General features: G+C 33.6%; 16 protein-coding genes and 1 other RNA gene. 8 read left to right on the forward strand and 9 right to left on the reverse strand.

Features of this window, described 5'->3' with window-relative positions:
• Positions 1-3: 3 nt before the first annotated feature.
• Together ACE939_RS07485 and ACE939_RS07490 are read right to left on the reverse strand one after the other, a co-directional pair.
• On the reverse strand, positions 4-1,227 hold the full coding sequence (locus ACE939_RS07485; protein WP_378188295.1) for a peroxiredoxin family protein: 1,224 nt from the start codon (positions 1,225-1,227) through the stop codon (positions 4-6).
• 85 nt (positions 1,228-1,312) lie between these two features.
• Complete coding sequence (locus ACE939_RS07490) at positions 1,313-1,693, reverse strand: hypothetical protein (RefSeq protein ID WP_378188296.1); 381 nt, start codon at positions 1,691-1,693, stop codon at positions 1,313-1,315.
• 211 nt (positions 1,694-1,904) lie between these two features.
• On the opposite strand from ACE939_RS07490, the gene pheT reads away from it, so the two are divergent.
• The 4 genes from pheT (at position 1,905) to ACE939_RS07510 (ending at position 5,717) form a co-directional block, all read left to right on the forward strand.
• Positions 1,905-4,331, forward strand: coding sequence for a phenylalanine--tRNA ligase subunit beta (gene pheT, locus ACE939_RS07495; protein ID WP_378188297.1), 2,427 nt, complete (start codon positions 1,905-1,907; stop codon positions 4,329-4,331).
• A 213-nt stretch (positions 4,332-4,544) separates the two neighbouring features.
• On the forward strand, positions 4,545-5,264 hold the full coding sequence (locus tag ACE939_RS07500; protein WP_378188298.1) for a hypothetical protein: 720 nt from the start codon (positions 4,545-4,547) through the stop codon (positions 5,262-5,264).
• 12 nt (positions 5,265-5,276) lie between these two features.
• Positions 5,277-5,501: a putative signal transducing protein gene (locus ACE939_RS07505; protein WP_378188299.1), complete on the forward strand. Its 225-nt coding sequence runs from the start codon at positions 5,277-5,279 to the stop codon at positions 5,499-5,501.
• 3 nt (positions 5,502-5,504) lie between these two features.
• Positions 5,505-5,717 (forward strand): hypothetical protein, encoded by a 213-nt coding sequence (locus ACE939_RS07510; protein WP_378188300.1) that lies wholly within the window; start codon positions 5,505-5,507, stop codon positions 5,715-5,717.
• Between the two features lie 60 nt (positions 5,718-5,777).
• On the opposite strand, the gene ACE939_RS07515 is transcribed toward ACE939_RS07510, so the two are convergent.
• Positions 5,778-7,409 (reverse strand): ABC-F family ATP-binding cassette domain-containing protein, encoded by a 1,632-nt coding sequence (locus ACE939_RS07515; protein ID WP_378188301.1) that lies wholly within the window; start codon positions 7,407-7,409, stop codon positions 5,778-5,780.
• 160 nt (positions 7,410-7,569) lie between these two features.
• Between ACE939_RS07515 and ACE939_RS07520 the strand changes: the two genes are divergently transcribed.
• On the forward strand, positions 7,570-9,015 hold the full coding sequence (locus ACE939_RS07520) for a hypothetical protein (protein WP_378188302.1): 1,446 nt from the start codon (positions 7,570-7,572) through the stop codon (positions 9,013-9,015).
• A gap of 97 nt (positions 9,016-9,112) precedes the next feature.
• On the opposite strand, the gene fsa is transcribed toward ACE939_RS07520, so the two are convergent.
• The 3 genes from fsa to ffs all read right to left on the reverse strand — a co-directional run bounded on the left by fsa (position 9,113) and on the right by ffs (position 10,876).
• Positions 9,113-9,766: a fructose-6-phosphate aldolase gene (gene fsa / locus ACE939_RS07525; protein WP_378188303.1), complete on the reverse strand. Its 654-nt coding sequence runs from the start codon at positions 9,764-9,766 to the stop codon at positions 9,113-9,115.
• Positions 9,767-9,842: 76 nt separating this feature from the next.
• The gene (locus ACE939_RS07530) at positions 9,843-10,664 is read right to left on the reverse strand and encodes an SDR family oxidoreductase (protein WP_378188304.1); all 822 of its coding nucleotides are present in this window, start codon (positions 10,662-10,664) and stop codon (positions 9,843-9,845) included.
• A 113-nt stretch (positions 10,665-10,777) separates the two neighbouring features.
• Positions 10,778-10,876: signal recognition particle sRNA small type (ffs, locus tag ACE939_RS07535), an RNA gene on the reverse strand.
• Between the two features lie 87 nt (positions 10,877-10,963).
• On the opposite strand from ffs, the gene ACE939_RS07540 reads away from it, so the two are divergent.
• The 3 genes from ACE939_RS07540 (at position 10,964) to ACE939_RS07550 (ending at position 14,756) form a co-directional block, all read left to right on the forward strand.
• The gene (locus ACE939_RS07540) at positions 10,964-12,010 is read left to right on the forward strand and encodes a glutaminyl-peptide cyclotransferase (RefSeq protein WP_378188306.1); all 1,047 of its coding nucleotides are present in this window, start codon (positions 10,964-10,966) and stop codon (positions 12,008-12,010) included.
• Between the two features lie 112 nt (positions 12,011-12,122).
• Complete coding sequence (locus ACE939_RS07545; RefSeq protein ID WP_378188307.1) at positions 12,123-13,892, forward strand: DEAD/DEAH box helicase; 1,770 nt, start codon at positions 12,123-12,125, stop codon at positions 13,890-13,892.
• Positions 13,893-14,021: 129 nt separating this feature from the next.
• On the forward strand, positions 14,022-14,756 hold the full coding sequence (locus ACE939_RS07550; protein ID WP_378188308.1) for a carboxypeptidase-like regulatory domain-containing protein: 735 nt from the start codon (positions 14,022-14,024) through the stop codon (positions 14,754-14,756).
• Between the two features lie 17 nt (positions 14,757-14,773).
• Here ACE939_RS07550 and ACE939_RS07555 read toward each other — a convergent pair whose 3' ends face one another.
• The 3 genes from ACE939_RS07555 to ACE939_RS07565 form a co-directional block, all read right to left on the reverse strand.
• Entirely contained in the window at positions 14,774-15,433 is a 660-nt protein-coding gene (locus tag ACE939_RS07555; protein WP_378188309.1) for a TrmH family RNA methyltransferase, read from the reverse strand.
• Positions 15,434-15,532: 99 nt separating this feature from the next.
• The gene (locus ACE939_RS07560; protein ID WP_378188311.1) at positions 15,533-17,485 is read right to left on the reverse strand and encodes an OmpA family protein; all 1,953 of its coding nucleotides are present in this window, start codon (positions 17,483-17,485) and stop codon (positions 15,533-15,535) included.
• A 29-nt stretch (positions 17,486-17,514) separates the two neighbouring features.
• Positions 17,515-18,471: a type IX secretion system membrane protein PorP/SprF gene (locus ACE939_RS07565; protein WP_378188312.1), complete on the reverse strand. Its 957-nt coding sequence runs from the start codon at positions 18,469-18,471 to the stop codon at positions 17,515-17,517.
• Positions 18,472-18,504 lie beyond the last annotated feature (33 nt).

The raw sequence follows: 18,504 nt of genomic DNA on the forward strand, positions 1-18,504 counted from the left end.
AATCTATTCTTCTAAAAGCGTTTTCATAAAGCTTTCAAATTCATTTTTGAAATCAATATATTTTTGCCCTGTTGCTGGTCCATTAAATCCTGTATGAATTTTTTTTACCTTTCCTTCAGTATCCAAAATTACTGTGGTAGGATAAGACAACACATGATTAAGCATGGGCAACTTTTCTTGTGCTTTTTGTTTACTCGATGAACCATATTGAGCTAATAAAATTGGATAAGGTACATCTAGGCTATTTTTAAATCTTTGAATTGATTGAAAAGCTTTTTCTTCAGTTTTTGCGTATTCAAAAGCCAATCCTATAAAGGCTAAATTTTTATCTTTATTAGCCTCATAAAATTGCTTATAATATTTCGTTTCATCCACACAATTAGGACACCAAGTTCCTAAAACCTGAATGACAAGAACTTTATCTTTAAACTCTGGGTCTGTATTTGAAACTAAATTACCCTGAGCATCTGGAAATTCAAAGGAAAAAGCTTTTCCTTCTTCTGTAATCGTTGTTAATGAATCTTCTGATGGTAACTCGTAGGTGGGATTTAGCTTTGCCGTAAAAGGCTCTTGCCAATGCTGTCCAGAATAAAAAGTTCCTTGCATGACGCTATTTGTAACTTGAGCTGTAAATAAAAATGCATGTGCACCATCAAAAGTGGATAACTGAAGTTTATCTCCATTAAGCACTCCTTCTAAAAAACGATAATCTCCCGTGGTCGTTCTAAAAGTTCCTGTAACAATATTGCCGTTTTGTTTAAAAATACCTTTTGCAATATAACTATCTTGAGTATTAGGGCTAAACATGGTCTCCCAACTACCAGTTATTTCAAATTTTGGTTTAGTTTTAATTGCAAAACGATCCTGTACGCCATAATGTGCCTCAAATGGAACGCTACGATTTAAAGATTCGATAATAAATTCTCCTTTGATATGACTATCACTAATAAATTTTGCTTTAATATATCCTTCAAAAACGGGAAGTTTAATAGTTATCGAGTCGTCAACTATAGTTATTTCATGTACTTCAATTGACTCTTCGGCATTAAAAATTTCTAAACTTTGATCGTCAAAAACTTCAAAAAGAAATGGGGCCTTCTTATGATCTTGCATTGAGAGTGTGGCTCGCCATGGCCCTGATTTTAAAGTATATATTTCCTGTTTTTTGTTTTGTTTACAACCTGTTATCAAAAATATAGCAGTAAGTAATAAAATAATTTTTTTCACAAATTTAATTTTTAATAGTATTCATTATAAAAGCCGATTAGATACCTACATCCAATCGGCCCTTGTATTTTTAGTTTCAAAACAATTAATGTTTTTCAACAGGAACTTTTGACTTTACTTTACTTTTTTTAACTTTCTTTCCATTTGTATTCTCTCTTTCAACAACCAATTCGGTGGTTTTAAGCTTCCCTGTAATTGAATCCTTTTCTGTGATAGTAAAAACCTCATTCCCATCCTCATCAATCCTTGATGTCATACTTTGAGAACCATTCTTCTTTTTTACTCGCTTCCCTTTCTCATCAATTTTTTCTTCAAATTTTGCTTCTTTATCAGACGTTTTGTCCTTTACTTTCTTAACAACTTCTTTAGAAACATCTTCTTCACGTTTTGAATCCTGAGCAAACGCATATTGCATACCCGTAACGATGAGTAGCACTACGAAAATAAAATATTTAAGACTTTTCATTTTCAACCATTTAAAATTTGAACAAAGATAACATTTTTTGCTTAGCCTGCTGATAACTCGTCTCATCAAAAAACCAGAAAAAACGAGAATCAAGCACCGAAAACAGGTAATTCATGAAAATTACAGATTATTACAACTATATCAACGCCTTCTAGTTTGCCAACACTAATCAATATACTATCTTTACCGCCTAATTTCAGAATCATCATACATGAAAATTTCATATAACTGGCTTAAGCAATTTATTAAACTCGATTGGGATGTTCAAAAAACTGGAGAACTACTTACCGATTTAGGTCTAGAAGTGGAGGGGATTGACACCTACCAGAGTGTTAAAGGAGGCTTGGAAGGCATAGTCGTTGGACATGTAATTGCCTGTGAGAAACATGAGAATGCAGATAAACTAAAGGTTACAAAAGTAGATATAGGCACAGGAGAACCTGTACAAATTGTTTGTGGTGCCTCTAATGTAGCAGTGGGCCAAAAAGTTCCTGTAGCTACTATTGGTTCAACTCTATATGATCAAAATGGAGAGGCATGGACTATCAAAAAGGGTAAGATCCGTGGCGAAGAGAGTCATGGGATGATTTGTGCGGAAGATGAACTTGGATTAGGTAACAGTCATGATGGTATTATGGTTTTAGATACCGATATCGCTCCAGGTACCCCTGCCTCCAAACTATTTAAGATAGAAAATGATCATATTTTTGAAATAGGACTTACACCTAATCGTGCTGATGCTATGAGCCATTGGGGAACCGCTCGTGATTTAAAGGCTGGTCTAATTCAACGGGAAATCAATCTTGAACTAATCACTCCGTCAGTCTCCAGTTTTAGGGTAGAAAATCGTCTACATAAAATTGACATTGATGTTAAAAACCCAGAATTAGCACCCCGCTATTGTGGTGTCACGATCTCTAATATCAAAGTTGCTGAGTCTCCTGATTGGTTACAACATCGACTCAAAGCGATAGGAATAGCGCCAAAAAACAATGTAGTAGATGTAACTAATTACGTACTACATGAGTTAGGACAGCCTCTGCACGCATTTGATGCTCAACAAATCCAAGGAAACAAAATAGTAGTTAAAACAGTCGATGCTGGTACCAAATTTACCACCTTAGACGAAGTAGAAAGAACCTTACATAAAGAGGATTTAATGATTTGTGATGCCGAAAAACCACTTTGTATTGCTGGCGTTTTTGGAGGATTAGAATCGGGAGTGACAGAAAGAACTACTTCTATATTTCTTGAAAGTGCTTATTTTAATCCAGTTAGTATTAGAAAGTCTGCCAAAAGACACGGACTCAATACCGATGCCTCTTTCCGTTTTGAACGTGGTATTGATCCTAACATTACAGAATACGCACTCAAGCGTGCGGCACTTTTAATTCAAGATCTAGCTGGCGGAATCATAACAAGCGATATATCTGATTTATATCCAAAAAAAATAGAAGATTTTCAAGTGTTTCTGTCTTTTGAAAACACTGCCAAACTAATTGGTGAAGAGCTTCCTGCCGAAATTATTAAACGTATTTTGACGTCACTTGAAATAAAAGTTAACAATGTAACCGAAAGTGGACTTGGATTAACAATACCAGCATATCGCAACGATGTGCAAAGAGAAGCCGATGTTATCGAAGAAATTTTAAGAGTCTACGGGTATAACAACATTAAATTTACACAAAAATTAAATGCATCCATTTCTACTATCGATAAATTTGCTGACCATAGCGTTCAAAACACTATAGCAAATCAATTAGTAGGTCAAGGTTTCTTTGAGATTATGACCAACTCGCTAACTACACCAAAATCGATCACATTGAGTGCGCAACTTAATGAGGAGCAATCTGTACGCATGCTAAACCCTCTTAGTAATGATTTATCTGTTATGCGACAATCCATTTTATTTTCTGGTTTAGAAACTGTTTCCTACAACATAAATCGTAAGCGTGGCGATCTTAAACTTTTTGAATTCGGAAAAACTTATCATACATATGGAGATGAGCATGTGGAACAGAAACATCTCAATCTATTAGTGACTGGAAACCTAAATCAAGAAAGATGGACCGAGGCTTTACAACCAACTGATTTTTTTACTCTTAAAGGTATTGTCACAACGATATTAGAACGTTTAGGTATTAATTCTACACGTATTACACCAGTAAAAAGTGATGTTTTCTCTGAAGGGATTTCTTTTACCATAGGAAAGAAACGACTTGTTGAACTAGGAGTGATCAAAAAATCAATTCTGAAACATTTCTCTATAAACCAAGAAGTATTACATGCCGATTTTAATTGGGATCTTTTGTTAGAATTTGCCCGGCATACAACGGTTAAATTTCAGCCTATTCCCAAATATCCAGAGGTGCGTCGAGATTTTGCATTATTACTTGATCAAAAGGTTACTTTTGAAGAAATATATACAATCGCCAAGCAAACTGAAAAACATCTGCTGAAAGAAGTAAATCTATTTGATGTTTACGAAGGAAAAAATCTACCAAAAGGAAAAAAATCCTATGCCATTAGTTTTACGCTTCGAGATGAAAACAAAACATTGACAGATAAACAGATTGATAAGATCATGAATAAATTACAGCACAATTTTGAGCATAAATTAGAAGCTGAACTTCGATAACTATTAAAAGTTCTTAAACACCATCATCTTTTTTCATAAAATTGAAAAAAAGATGATGATGTACGTTTTAATTTACAAAAACATTATTCTCTAATTACGATCATTTGCTAGCATCAACAAACGTTAAAGTTGAGTCGGCAAGCCTATCTATTTCATTAAAGTATTGGAAAAAATACTCTAAATCCCTAATTTAGTGACGCTAAAGAAAAAGAAATGAGAGTCCCACGAACAAATCTCGAAAAACAACTTTCAAAAATTAGAGATAGAAAACACACTTCAAAAGCTTGGAGATTACAAGTTGAATCAATTTTTGAAGAGGAAGCTTTTAAAACTGAAAAAATTCTTGAAAAATTATCCTCGACCTCTCAAGCTACAGAAAATAATTTTGATTTTGATATACTTGAAACTTCAAAAATCTATCATATTGATCAGATTAAACAAATCTGTATAACCTACCGCTTACGTTTTTTGGACAGTAAATTTTTCAAAGGCAAAATTCCTTATGAAGCAGTTACAATTGTCAAAGATTTAGAAAAAATGCACAAGACAAATATATCAGGGTTTAAAATTGTTGCTCCATCCAAACTTTTCAAACTTGAAAATGCAGACGACCCTTTATTATTTGCTCCAATGGGCAATGATTATTTTTATTTAATTCATAAATGGGGAGAAGATTTACATCCACTTCGCAAATTTTTTATGTGGTTCTTTAAAAGTTTTGAAAATTTATTAGTTCTTACCTTTTTAGTCAGTGTTTTCTGTACCTTTATAGTTCCAGATGGATTGTTTAGTAAGCAACAAAATACTTCTACTACAATCATGGTCTTTTTGTTTGTTTTTAAATCCGTTGCAGCAGTAATTCTTTTTTATGGTTTTGCTTTGGGAAAAAATTTCAATTCGGCAATTTGGAATAGTAAATATTTTAATGCTTAGTTTTTAAATCATATGTTTCCAAAAAGTAATTATGAGCGAGTATACACTGGCAGTTTAATAACAATACAATTTTTACAAACGATTCTGCAAGATAACGGGATCAATTCTATTACTCGTGATGATATGAAATCAGGAATGATGGCTGGTTTTGGTGGGGGTATTCCAGATCATATTCAGTTATTTGTTAAAAAAGAAGATTTACCAATAGCGACATCACTTATAAAACAAAATATATAATTTATGAATACTAATGAACATCACAATCCAACACCTAAGCGAAAAACTTGGGATCTAGTAATAGGTATCGCTTTGGTACTATTTGGATCTTTTAGACTGTATTCACGGTTACAAATAGAAGAGGATTGGAGCTTCAGAGCTATTTTTACTTTAGCCTTCATTTTATATGGAGCCTATTTAATTTTTAGATATTTCAAAAATTCATCAAGAATATAAAAACACGCTCAAAAAAAATCCTGCCAGTTGCAGGATTTTTTTTTGATATGGTATGTGATACTATACGTTTATGGTGTACATTTTATCTCTCAACTCTTTGACCTTTGGATCGCTCATATATTCATCAAATGTAGCATACCTATCAATGACACCGTTAGGTGTGAGTTCGATAATACGATTTCCTACCGTTTGAGCAAATTCATGATCATGTGTTGTAAAAAGGACCGTTCCTTTAAAGTTTACCAAGGAGTTATTAAATGCAGTAATTGATTCGAGATCCAAGTGATTTGTAGGCTCATCGAGCATTAAAACATTAGCGCGTACCATCATCATTTTTGACAGCATGCAACGTACCTTTTCACCTCCAGATAGAACGTTACATTTTTTTAATGCTTCCTCTCCACTAAAAATCATTTTACCTAAGAAGCCTCTTATAAAAACTTCTTCTCGTTCTTCTTCAGTCGTGGCATATTGCCTTAGCCAATCTACAAGAGACAAATCACTTTTAAAATACTCGCTATTATCGGCTGGCAAATACGATTGGGTTGTAGTTATACCCCATGCAAATTCTCCTGAATCAGGTTGCTGTTTTCCATTCAAGATTTGATAAAAAGCAGTAGTAGCTCTTGAGTCTTTAGAAAAAACAACCACTTTGTCGCCTTTTGATAAGTTAATATCAATATTATTAAACAAAATCTCTCCATCAGAGCTTGCTGATAAACCTGTTACATTTAAAATTTGATCTCCAGCTTCGCGATCTCTTTCAAAAATAATAGCAGGATATCGCCTACTAGAGGGTTTAATATCTTCAATATTAAGTTTATCGATCATTTTTTTACGAGATGTTGCTTGCTTAGATTTTGCAACATTAGCACTAAAACGTGCAATAAATTCTTGTAATTCCTTTTTCTTTTCTTCAGCTTTTTTGTTTTGCTGACTTCGTTGTCTCATGGCTAATTGAGAAGATTCGTACCAAAACGTGTAATTACCACTAAAATGATTGATCTTACCAAAATCAATATCAGAAATATGTGTACAGACAGCATCCAAAAAGTGTCTATCATGAGACACTACGATTACTGTATTATCATAATTTGCCAAGAAATTTTCTAACCATGTAATTGTTTCATAATCCAAATCATTTGTTGGCTCATCCATAATCAATACATCGGGAGACCCAAACAGCGCCTGCGCCAGTAAAACTCGTACGCGTTGTTTGGTATCCAAGTCTGCCATTAAAGTATAATGTACATCCTCCTTTATACCGAGGTTGGATAACATTGCAGCTGCGTTGCTGTCTGCATTCCAACCATTCATCTCTTCGAACTCTACCTGTAAAACCCCTACCCGTTCACCATCTGCATCATTAAAATCAGGCTTAGCATAGATCTCATCCATCTCCTTTTTGATTTTATAGAGCGGTTTATTACCCATAATAACTGTTTCAAGTACATTATAAGCATCATATGCATAGTGATTTTGTTCTAAGACCGACATTCGTTTTCCAGGTTCAAGGTGAACATGACCAGAAGTAGGCTCCATTGTCCCTGATAAAATTTTAAGAAATGTGGATTTTCCGGCACCGTTGGCACCGATAATTCCATAGCAATTCCCTTGTGTAAAAGACGTGTTAACATCATCAAAAAGAACACGTTTGCCAAATTGAACCGAAAGATTTGAAACTGAAAGCATATGAAAATTTAGAAAGAATTTAATTTCCCGCAAAAGTAGAGAAATCAAGGCAAACCCAGAAACTTTATAAGTTTAAAAATTTAATTAACGATATATTAACAAAAGAAGAATGTTGTACCCTTTATTTTTGGCTAGTCAGAAAGAAAGGTAAATTTCCCAAATGTATATCAGGTTTATAAAGCAACTCGCTTGTATAGTAAGTATCCCATGTTTTTTCTATTCGTGCAACGACTACAGTTCTTCGAATAGGTTAGACACGTATCTTGGTGGCGAAATTGTCAATCCAAATTCTAATTTCATCATTTTATCAAAAGATACTAAACCTGCAGATACCATTTATCTTGATCGTAATAATAGGTTTTTACATAAGTTTGAAGATTTTGAAGATGGTATTTATTCGTTTCGACATTCTCCAGAAAATCAGCTGGTACTTTTGGAAAAAGGAGACAGTCTCTATTTTAGGCTAAATACTATGGAGCTGGATGAGTCATTAGCTTTTACTGGCATAGGTGCTGAAAAAAACACCTTTTTGATTGAAATGTTTTTACTTAATGAGTTAGAACGCGATGCTCTAATCCAAAGAGATTTTAAACTGAAACCTCAAGCATTTCAAAGTAAACAAAATGCTTTAATTAATCGAAGAAAAAAAAGATTGAATAAACTCAATTCGAAAGTTACTTTGAGTCCGCTAGCCAAAAAAATACTTAAAGCTAGTTATCAATATGATTTTTACTCTCGATTCGAAATGTACTCATATAGTCATTACGGAATTACAGATATTGCAAAAATAAAAGAACTACCACCCTCATTTTTTGACTATCGAGAAAAGATTAATTTTAATAATGAAGATTTAAAACGTCTATATTCCTATAATAGATTTTTAAATCATTACATTACTAATGCATCGTACACAAATTACACCAAGGGAAAATCTTACCGGACTGATCCTGTTGGTGTCACTATGTATGAGCTTAACTTGGTAGACAGCCTCATTAACAATAGCTATATAAAAAACAATTTGTTACGAGGTATAACCAGTGAATTTTTATTAAGTAATGAAGATACTACAGCTTCAAAAAAAGTGTTAGATCATTATATTGATAAAAGTTCTAACAAGACCTTTATTGATGATCTTACACGTTTAAGAAAAGCTACGGCTAAGCTTAAGCCTAATAATACGATTCCGAACCAAGAACTCATTAGTTCAAAGGGAAATATAATTCAATTATCTTCGGTATTTAAAAAACCTATTACCGCATTATTTTTTTGGTCGTTAGAGGATCAAAAACATTATGTAAGTGCGCATCAAAGAGCTCATCAATTAACGAATCGCTATCCAGCAATCGATTTTATCGCAATTAACACAGATGAACAGCAGACTAGAAACTGGCTACAAACAATTAATCGTCATGCCTATAACCCGGCATTTGAATATGAATTTAAATATCCAAAATGCTCTTCTGAAGAATTAGTGATTTACGACAAAAATAAGGTCATTTTGGTAAATCAACAGGGTAAAATAATTAATGCTACGAATGATTTATTTTCTCACTCTTTTGAAAAACGATTACATATATATAATAACAGCATACGTACTATACATTAATTTTAAAAAAAATCGCTTGAAAATATATTTCCAAGCGATTTTTAGTTCTTATGCTCATTATAGTAATCCAATGCTATAATAAACAACACTGTACTATCTAATTTCCTTTTTTATAATCCTCTAAGAATTTAGCCAATCCTATATCTGTTAGCGGGTGTTTTAATAGACCCTCTATAGACGATAAAGGTCCAGTCATCACATCTGCACCTATCTTGGCACAATCAATAACATGCATGGTATGTCGCACTGAAGCCGCCAAAATTTGTGTATCAAAACCGTAATTATCATAGATAAGACGAATTTCTGCAATCAAATTTAATCCATCTGTAGAGATATCATCTAATCTTCCGATAAAAGGAGAAACATAAGTTGCCCCAGCTTTTGCAGCTAACAACGCCTGACCTGCTGAAAAAACTAATGTACAATTGGTTCGAATTCCTTGATCACTAAAATACTTAATTGCTTTAACTCCTTCTTTGATCATAGGAACTTTGACAACTATTCGCTCATGCAACTTGGCTAAAGCTTCTCCTTCTTTGATCATTCCTTCAAAATCGGTCGCAATAACCTCGGCACTTACGTCACCAGTAACGATGTCACATATTTTTTTGTAGTGCGCGATTATGTTTTCTTGGCCAGTTATCCCTTCCTTAGCCATTAAAGAAGGATTTGTTGTAACCCCGTCAAGAACCCCTAAATCCTGTGCCTCTTTAATTTGATCAAGATTAGCTGTATCAATGAAAAATTTCATGCTGTTGTGTTTTGGTTTATTTTATTAATATTGTGCGAAGATAAAAATTAATTTGGCTGTGACCTTCTGTCAAACCTTATAATTTGTAATGATTCATTAAGAGTTTCTCATATAGTTTGCTTGGCAAAAAATTGTGAAGTACAACAGAAAATCTTTGCATAAATACAGCTACCTTGTAACGTACTTTGGGTGCATCATTTTCAATAATCTCTTCAACAGCCATGGCCATTAGTTTTGGATCTTGGCCACTATCAACATGAGTATCCATTAGCTGTAAAGTTTTACTATAAGATGTTTTATACGGAGAATCTTCATTAAGAGGAGCATGATACCTACCCGCTGCTATATTCGTTGCAAAATCACCAGGAGCCACATTAGTCATTTTTATATTAAAAGGTTTCAGTTCCATTCGCCATGCCTCGGTTGTAACTTCTAAAGCTGCTTTGGACGCACTGTAAATTCCTCTAAATGGCAATCCCATATATCCTGCAATCGAAGTCACATTTATGATTAATCCATTTTTTTGTTTCCGCATAGATGGTAAGACCGCTTTAATTACGTTTACTGGCCCAAAAAAATTTGTGGTAAAATTTTTTACTATTTCCTCCTCTGGTATTTCCTCCAAAGGCCCTGTAATACCAGCTCCAGCATTATTTATTAATACATCAATCCTTCCTTCTTCAGCAATGACGGTATCAATAGCTGTTTCGATACTATTCTTATCTGAGACATCCAATGCCAATAACCTAAATTCATTAAAATCACTGTACTTCTCAGGACTACGACTGGTACCATAAACTCGATATCCCTTTGACGATAGATAAATACCTATTGATTTACCAATCCCCGAAGAACCTCCAGTGATTAGGATAACTTTGTCACGTTTGTTATTTTTCATAAACACAAAGATACAGCATGAAAAGTAAAACTTGAAAAAGACTAGAAAAAAGAAAAATAGGATTGTGATAGTCTATATAAACTATTTTAAAGAAGGTAAAAATAGCGCACAAAAAAAGGCAAGCTACCTACATCACACTGCTACAACCATTTACCTTTGCTGCGTTCCCGCCCTGGAGGATTCAACAGGAGCTAGTTGTGTAGGACTTGCCGCTGCAAAGATACAATCTTTCATAAATATTACAACCATTTTTTAAACCCAATTAAAATAAATATCTTGCTATAAAATAAAACAACCCCATGAATTATCGTAATCCATTAATCGCCATAATTTTAGGATCAATCCTTTTATCTTGCGGAAGTAACTTGGACAACAAAAAAAAATACTTTTCTATAAAAATAGAAAATAATAAAGATCAATTTAAGTTAAATGAGACTGTAAAAGCTTCAATCAATAACCCAGAAAATAAAAAAATAGATTCCATTCATTATTTTTTGGATCAGAACACAACTGTACAAAAAAAAGCTACTTATCAAGAAATTTTGGATGATGAATTATTAGGTCATCACAAACTCAATGCAACTATTTTTTACGAAGGACAATCGCAGACAGTATCAAAGAAATTACTTTTTTTAAATGACAAAGCCCCTGCTTTATATTCCTATAAAATAATTGCAGAATATCCTCATGACAAACAGGCGTTTACTCAAGGATTAGAATTCAACGCTGATACACTATATGAAAGTACTGGTAAAAAAGGGTTTTCGACATTAAGAAAAGTTAACTATCTTACTGGAGAGATTCTTGAAAATCATAGCTTAAAGGATAGCTACTTCGCAGAGGGTTTAACCATATACAAAGATCAAATCTATCAATTAACATGGTTAGCACGACAAGGATTTATATACGATCTCAATACGTTAATTGAAAAAGGCACCTTTGCCTATAATCAAAGTAAAGAAGGTTGGGGATTGTGTAATGATGGTAAAACAATTTATAAGAGTGATGGTACCGAAAAAATTTGGAAACTCAATCCAGACACACTTGTAGAAGAAAGCTTTATACAAGTTACTACAAATAAAGGTATTAAAAGTAAATTTAATGAACTTGAATGGATAGACGGAAAAATTTATGCGAATACATGGCAAAAAGATGGAATTGCAATTATTAATCCTAAAAATGGAGCTTTAGAAGGGGTTATAAACTTAAGTAACTTAAGAAAAAGACTATCAAACCACCCAGATCTAGATGTTCTTAACGGCATTGCTTATCGCAATGACACAAAACAATTATTTGTAACAGGTAAAAACTGGGACAAACTATTTGAAATTGAAGTGCTTAAATAAATAATTTAAGAATATTAAAATATTCTTTTTTTTAATAACTCCCCTATAATATCTCTTTTCTAATTATTATAGACAGATAATAAAACGTACCTTTGCGCCTTATTTTTAATATATGAACAAATTTGAAGCGCTAGGACTTGGCGAAGCTATTATCAAGGCAGTCAACGAAATGGGATTTGAAACCCCTAGCGAAGTACAAGAAAAAGCAATACCAATTTTACTTAATGAGGAAACCGATATCGTTGCATTAGCGCAAACAGGTACTGGTAAAACAGCAGCATTTGGTTTTCCTCTTATCGAAAAAATAAATCATGAAAGTAGAGTTACACAAGGATTAATCCTCTCACCAACTCGAGAACTCTGTTTACAAATTACAAACGAACTCAAAAATTATTCTAAGTTTATTCCTAACTTACATACCGTAGCTATTTACGGAGGAGCTAGTATAACCGACCAAGCAAAGCAAATTAAAAGAGGGGCACAAATTATAGTTGCCACCCCTGGCCGTATGCAAGATATGATCAATCGCAAGATGGTGGATATTACAAATATCGATTATTGTATTCTAGATGAAGCTGATGAAATGCTTAACATGGGATTTTTTGAAGATATCACAGCTATTCTATCGCATACGCCTGATCAAAAAAACACTTGGTTATTTTCGGCTACAATGCCAAAAGAAGTTTCTACCATTGCCAAGCGTTTTATGAATAATCCTATCGAAATTACTGTAGGTCATAAAAACACTGGTTCAAAAAATGTATCACATGAATATTATACGGTAAATTCTAGAGACCGTTATGCCGCTCTCAAAAGATTGGCTGATGCAAACCCTGATATATTTTCTGTAATTTTTTGTAGAACAAAACGAGATACGCAAAAAGTCGCAGAGAACCTTATTGAAGATGGTTACAATGCAGCTGCTTTACACGGGGATTTAAGTCAAAATCAACGTGATCTTGTGATGAAAAGTTTTAGAAATCGTCAAATACAAATGCTAGTAGCTACCGATGTTGCTGCAAGAGGTATTGATGTAGATGATATTACGCACGTAATTAATTATCAATTACCTGATGAAATCGAAACCTATACTCACAGAAGTGGTAGAACTGGTAGAGCAGGTAAAAGTGGGGTATCCATGGTAATTGTTTCAAAAAGCGAAACAAGAAAAATCAAATCAATTGAACGTATTATTAATAAAACGTTTGAGAAAAAAGAAATTCCTAGCGGAGAAGAAATTTGTCAAGTACAATTGTTTCATTTGGCAAATGACATTGCTAAAGCTGAGATAAATCATGAGATTGACACATACCTCCCTTCTATACATGAAGTATTAGAAAGCTTTTCTAAGGAGGAGCTTATTAAAAAATTCTTTTCTGTAGAGTTTTCACGTTTTCATAATTATTATAAAAAGGCAAAAGATCTTAATGCTGTTAGCGATGGTAAAGAAAGGAATTTTGCTAATGACGGCAGTACCCGTTACTTTATCAATATCGGCGAGAAAGACGGCTTTGACTGGATGACCTTAAAAGATTTCTTAAAAGACACCTTGGACTTAGGTAGAGATGCTGTAAGTCGTGTTGATGTTAAAGAAAGTTTTTCTTTTTTTAATACTAGTTCGGAACAACAAGATGCGGTTGTAGCTGCATTTGACAACTTCAAACTTGAAGGAAGAAGTGTTAATGTTGAGATATCTAAAGATTCTGGCAGAGGACGTGGTGGCAGTAGAGGACGCTCTGATCGTAATCGTGGAGGTTTCAAAGGAAAAAGAAGAAGTGATGATTTTAAACCTAGAGGCAAGAGAAAGGCATCGGGATCTACTAGTAGTCGTGAGAATGGTGGCGGTAGAAGAGATCGTAGAAAAAGAAGTGATCGTAATTAAAAAATAATAGTATAATGTAAGTTTGGCAAGGTTTTAGATCAACTTACTAAGTTTTATAAAACCTTTGTCAAGCATATATAGTAATCTGAATAGGCTCTTTTGAAAAAAAAATTACTCTTTATCTCATTTATGTTTACGCTACTGTCGTACAGTCAAGACGCGGCAGAAGGTATTGTTAGCGGAAAAGTTCTTAATGCCGCTAATGAAAGTGAACTCGAAAATGTTCATATTGTCAATCTGAGTAAAGTAGTTGGTACAATTACCAACGGCGATGGAGAGTTTAATATCGCTGCTAAGGTAAATGATACTTTATATTTTTCATATATCGGTTTTAAGCCTTTGCGAGTTAGAGTGACCAATGATTGGATAAAATTTGGTCAAGTTAAAATTAAGATGACCGAGTTGGGCATAGCCTTAGAAGAAGTTACCGTTGCCGAAGTACAGTTAACGGGGTATTTAGAAATTGATGCCAAAAATATTCCGATATACAATAATTATCGATATAGCATCTCTGGGCTTAATTCTGGTTACGAAGGTGGTAGCAGGCAACCTGGAGCCGTAAATCAAGTACTAGGAGCTATTTTTAACCCTGCAGACTTTCTTTATAACTTATTTAGCAAACGATCTTATGAGCTTAAAAAGTTACGTAAGATGAAAAAAGATGATGAAATTCGTAATTTGCTTGAAACCAAATTTGATCGAGCTACGCTTATGGCGTTGCTTCAAATAGAACGTCTTGATATTGATGAAATTCTTAGAAATTGTAATTACTCTTCAGATTTCATAAAATTTGCTAATGATCTACAAATTTTGGATGCAATTAGTGAATGCTATGAGGAATATAAGGCTCTAAATAGAAAATAACGTTTACTTTGTCCTCATCATTTTTTAAGTTGATAGAACCGCTCTGTCAATAATTCGTGCTTTTTTAATGTTTTTTTTACCCAGTCCATTCTTTTTTGAAGAATTTCTTCTTCTGTTAACTGCCAATCAATAGTACTTTGACGTAATCTATAGGTTAATTGTTGTAGTACAATTGCAGCCGATACTGATATATTGAGACTTTCTGTAAAGCCATACATAGGAATATGTAAAGTTTTATCTGCCTCTTTCATAACCAAATCACTTAAACCTTTTTGTTCTTGCCCAAAGAAAAAAACACTGGGAGTTGATACGTCAAAATCATCTAATGTAATTGAATCATTATGCGGAGATGTGGCAACCAGTTGATACCCTTTCTCTCTAAGCTTTGTTATACATTCATTGGTGGTTTTATATCGATGAATATCCACCCATTTTTGAGCTCCCATAGCAATCTCTCTATCAATCCTCTTTGCATTTATTTCTTCTATCACGTGAATATTTTGTATACCAAAAACATCACAACTTCTCATAACTGCACTTGTGTTATGTAATTGATATACATCCTCTACCGCAACTGTAAAATGATTTGTACGTTTTTTTAAAACTGACTGATTAAGATGCTGTCTTCTCGATGTTAAAAATGTTTCTAAATACTCTAGATGCTCTTTGTCTATCACATTACAAAAATAAAAGTTTAATCTATATGCAATATACAAACTATATAAAACCAAAAAAGCATCGATAAGGATGCTTTTTTGGATAGTATTGTATATGCTTTATTTTATGATAATAAACTCACTACGTCTATTAAGTGCATGTTGCTTTTTACTACAATTGGTATTATCAACACACTTATTTACTGGATTTTCTTCACCAAAGCCTTTACTGCTCAATCTATCTGAAACGATCCCTTTACCAATCATATATTGAATAGTCGCTTTAGCTCTTCGCTCTGACAATTCCATATTATATGCCTCGTCTCCCCAACTATCGGTATAGGATCTAACTTCAATTTTCATTTCAGGATACTGGTTCATTACTTCAATAACTCTAGCCAATTCAACCTCTGCATCAGATCTTATAAGTGCTTTATCAAAATCAAAATAAATTGGGTTTAGCGATAGAATCTTTGCCAAATCATCTCCAACATTGGCAGACTTTACTTTTTGTTCTAAAGCGATAGACACATCTTTGGTCTGGGTTTCATTAGGCGTACGCAATAATTTTTCGTTAGTTACATAAGCTTCCTTTTCTGCACGTACAAAAAGTTCTAACTCACAGTCTACCTCAAAAGAATAAGATGCATCATCGGGCACTACTGCTGTATATATAACCTCGTTATTTGTATTAAGTATAGATACTTTTGCTCCAGGTAAAGGCGCTCCACTATCCTTATCGGTAATAATACCAGCTAAAGTAATTTTACAAAAATCTTTTAAATCTTCTACTTCTAAAAATGAGTAAATATCATCATTTCCTTTGCCATCTAAACGATTAGATGAGAAAAAACCTGTCTTTAACTCCTCATTAAAATAGAAGCTAAAATCATCTCTTACACTGTTCACAGGTTTTCCTACGTTAATGATCTCTTGTTTCTTTCCTTCCTCTGGACTTAGGTTAACAACAAAAATATCAAGCCCTCCTAAACCTAAATGACCGTTTGACGAAAAATAAAGATCATTTCCCGAACTTATAAAGGGAAAGGTTTCTTTGCCTTCCGTATTAATTGGTGCTCCCAAATTTTTTGGAGTACCAAAAGTTCCATCTTCATTTATTTCTACAACATAAAGATCAGAAGACCCTTGCCCTCCTGGCATATCTGATGAAAAATAAAGTAGATTTTCTTCTTCGTTAAGAGATGGGTGAGCAACCGAGTAATTATCGCTGTTAAATGACAAACTTTCTGGTGTACTCCAACCTAGTCCATTTTTATATGCTCTATAAATTTTCAATAAATTTGTTCCCTCTTCATTAATACCATATACATTTTTGTTGTAATTGTTTCGAGTAAAATAAATAGTATTACCATCTTTTGTAAACACTGCGGTAGATTCGTGAAATTTTGTATTCAACCCACCATCAAACTTTTTTATGTTTGAAAGCACTCGCGTTTCTGTATCATAATCTGCCTTATGCAGGTCCAAAAAACTTTCGTTATTCCATTGATGAATGGTTTTTTTAAGGGTAGCAGTATCTCTAGACGAACTAAAAATAAAACTTTCACCTCTAAAAGAAGCTCCGAAGTCTGAAAAAGGAGTATTTATATCCACATTCTTGATATCAAAACGACCTGATTGATATTCTATTCTTTTTAAGTAGTCGGGCATTTCAGAAAATAATTGTGCTCTCTGATCACCCGCGTTTAAGGCTGCAAATTTTTCCATGTTTTGGTTAGATTCCTCATAACGCGCCGCTGTCTTGAGTGTCTGTGCATATCTAAAATAGTATTCGGCTTCAACATCATTAGGGTATTCTTGAATTAACGTCTCATACCATTTTCCAGCTTCTTCAAATTGACTATTAAAATAGTAGCTATTTCCTAAATTCTTATATAAATCGGCACTTTTGTACCCTTTTTTTACAACCTGCAGATAGGTTTTTTGAGCGTCGATGTATTCATATTTATCATATTGTTTTTTAGCCCGCTTAAGCTCACGCTCTTGCGATTGTACAGTGAAACCTACTAAGAAGGTAGCTATTAAAATTGAGATTTGTAATAATCTAAACATACTGATTGGTATTAATCGTATTTGATTTGTTAAAAGAAACGAGGGGTTAACATTCTATTAAATTTTCTAAAGAGTTCAAAACGTAAAAACACTTCATAACTTCCATCATTAAACTGTGTATTACCTAACTCAGTAGTTTCTTTGTCATAAGCAAAGCCTAACATCATAGAATCTGAGATTTGAAAACCTACCATACCACTAAATGCTGCACTCCAGCGATAGGCTGCTCCTAAAGTTACGCGTTCATATATTAGAAAGCTAGTCGATAGATCCACTTGTAATGGAGCTCCCGCTACTACTTTGGTTAATAAAGCCGGTTTAAATTTAACGCTATCACTAAGATCAAAAGTATGACCTGTGATAAGGTAAAAGTTGATACGCTCTTTGGCCAGAAAACTCACTCCTTCACTATCACTAGAAATATTGCTTTCGTCAAAATGCTCGGTTTCTAATAGATTAGGGGTACTCACACCCAAATAGAAACGGTTGGTATGATAATATAATCCCAATCCAACATTTGGACTAAATTTATTGTCTATATCTGATCCAAATAAAGGATCTCCAGAGTTGTATTTATTTAATTCTTGCAAATTTATGTTTAACAAGTGACCTCCAGCTTTTAAACCAAAACTTAATTTGCCTTTTTCGGAAGTGGGAATGGTATATGAAAAATCAATATCAAAATACGTTTCATCAGTTGGACCGATCTCATCGTTAACAATCGATAGTCCCAAGCCAATACGATTCTTTTTACCAATAGGTGTATTCATTGTTAAGGTTTGAGTACGTGGCGCGCCATCTAAACCTACCCACTGACTACGATGCAAGCCTGTGATACTCATTACGCCTCGACTACCTGCATAAGCAGGATTGACAATAATTGTATTATACATATATTGCGTATACTGGGCATCTTGCTGGGCTGTCGTGGTATGACTCCAACTCAAAATCAATATTATTATACTAAGCGTGTATATTTTCTTCATCTATGCGTAGGTATTTTAAATGAAATAAATCGT

Origin of the sequence: Aquimarina rhodophyticola, from assembly GCF_042434915.1 — a bacterium.
Lineage (GTDB): Bacteria > Bacteroidota > Bacteroidia > Flavobacteriales > Flavobacteriaceae > Aquimarina.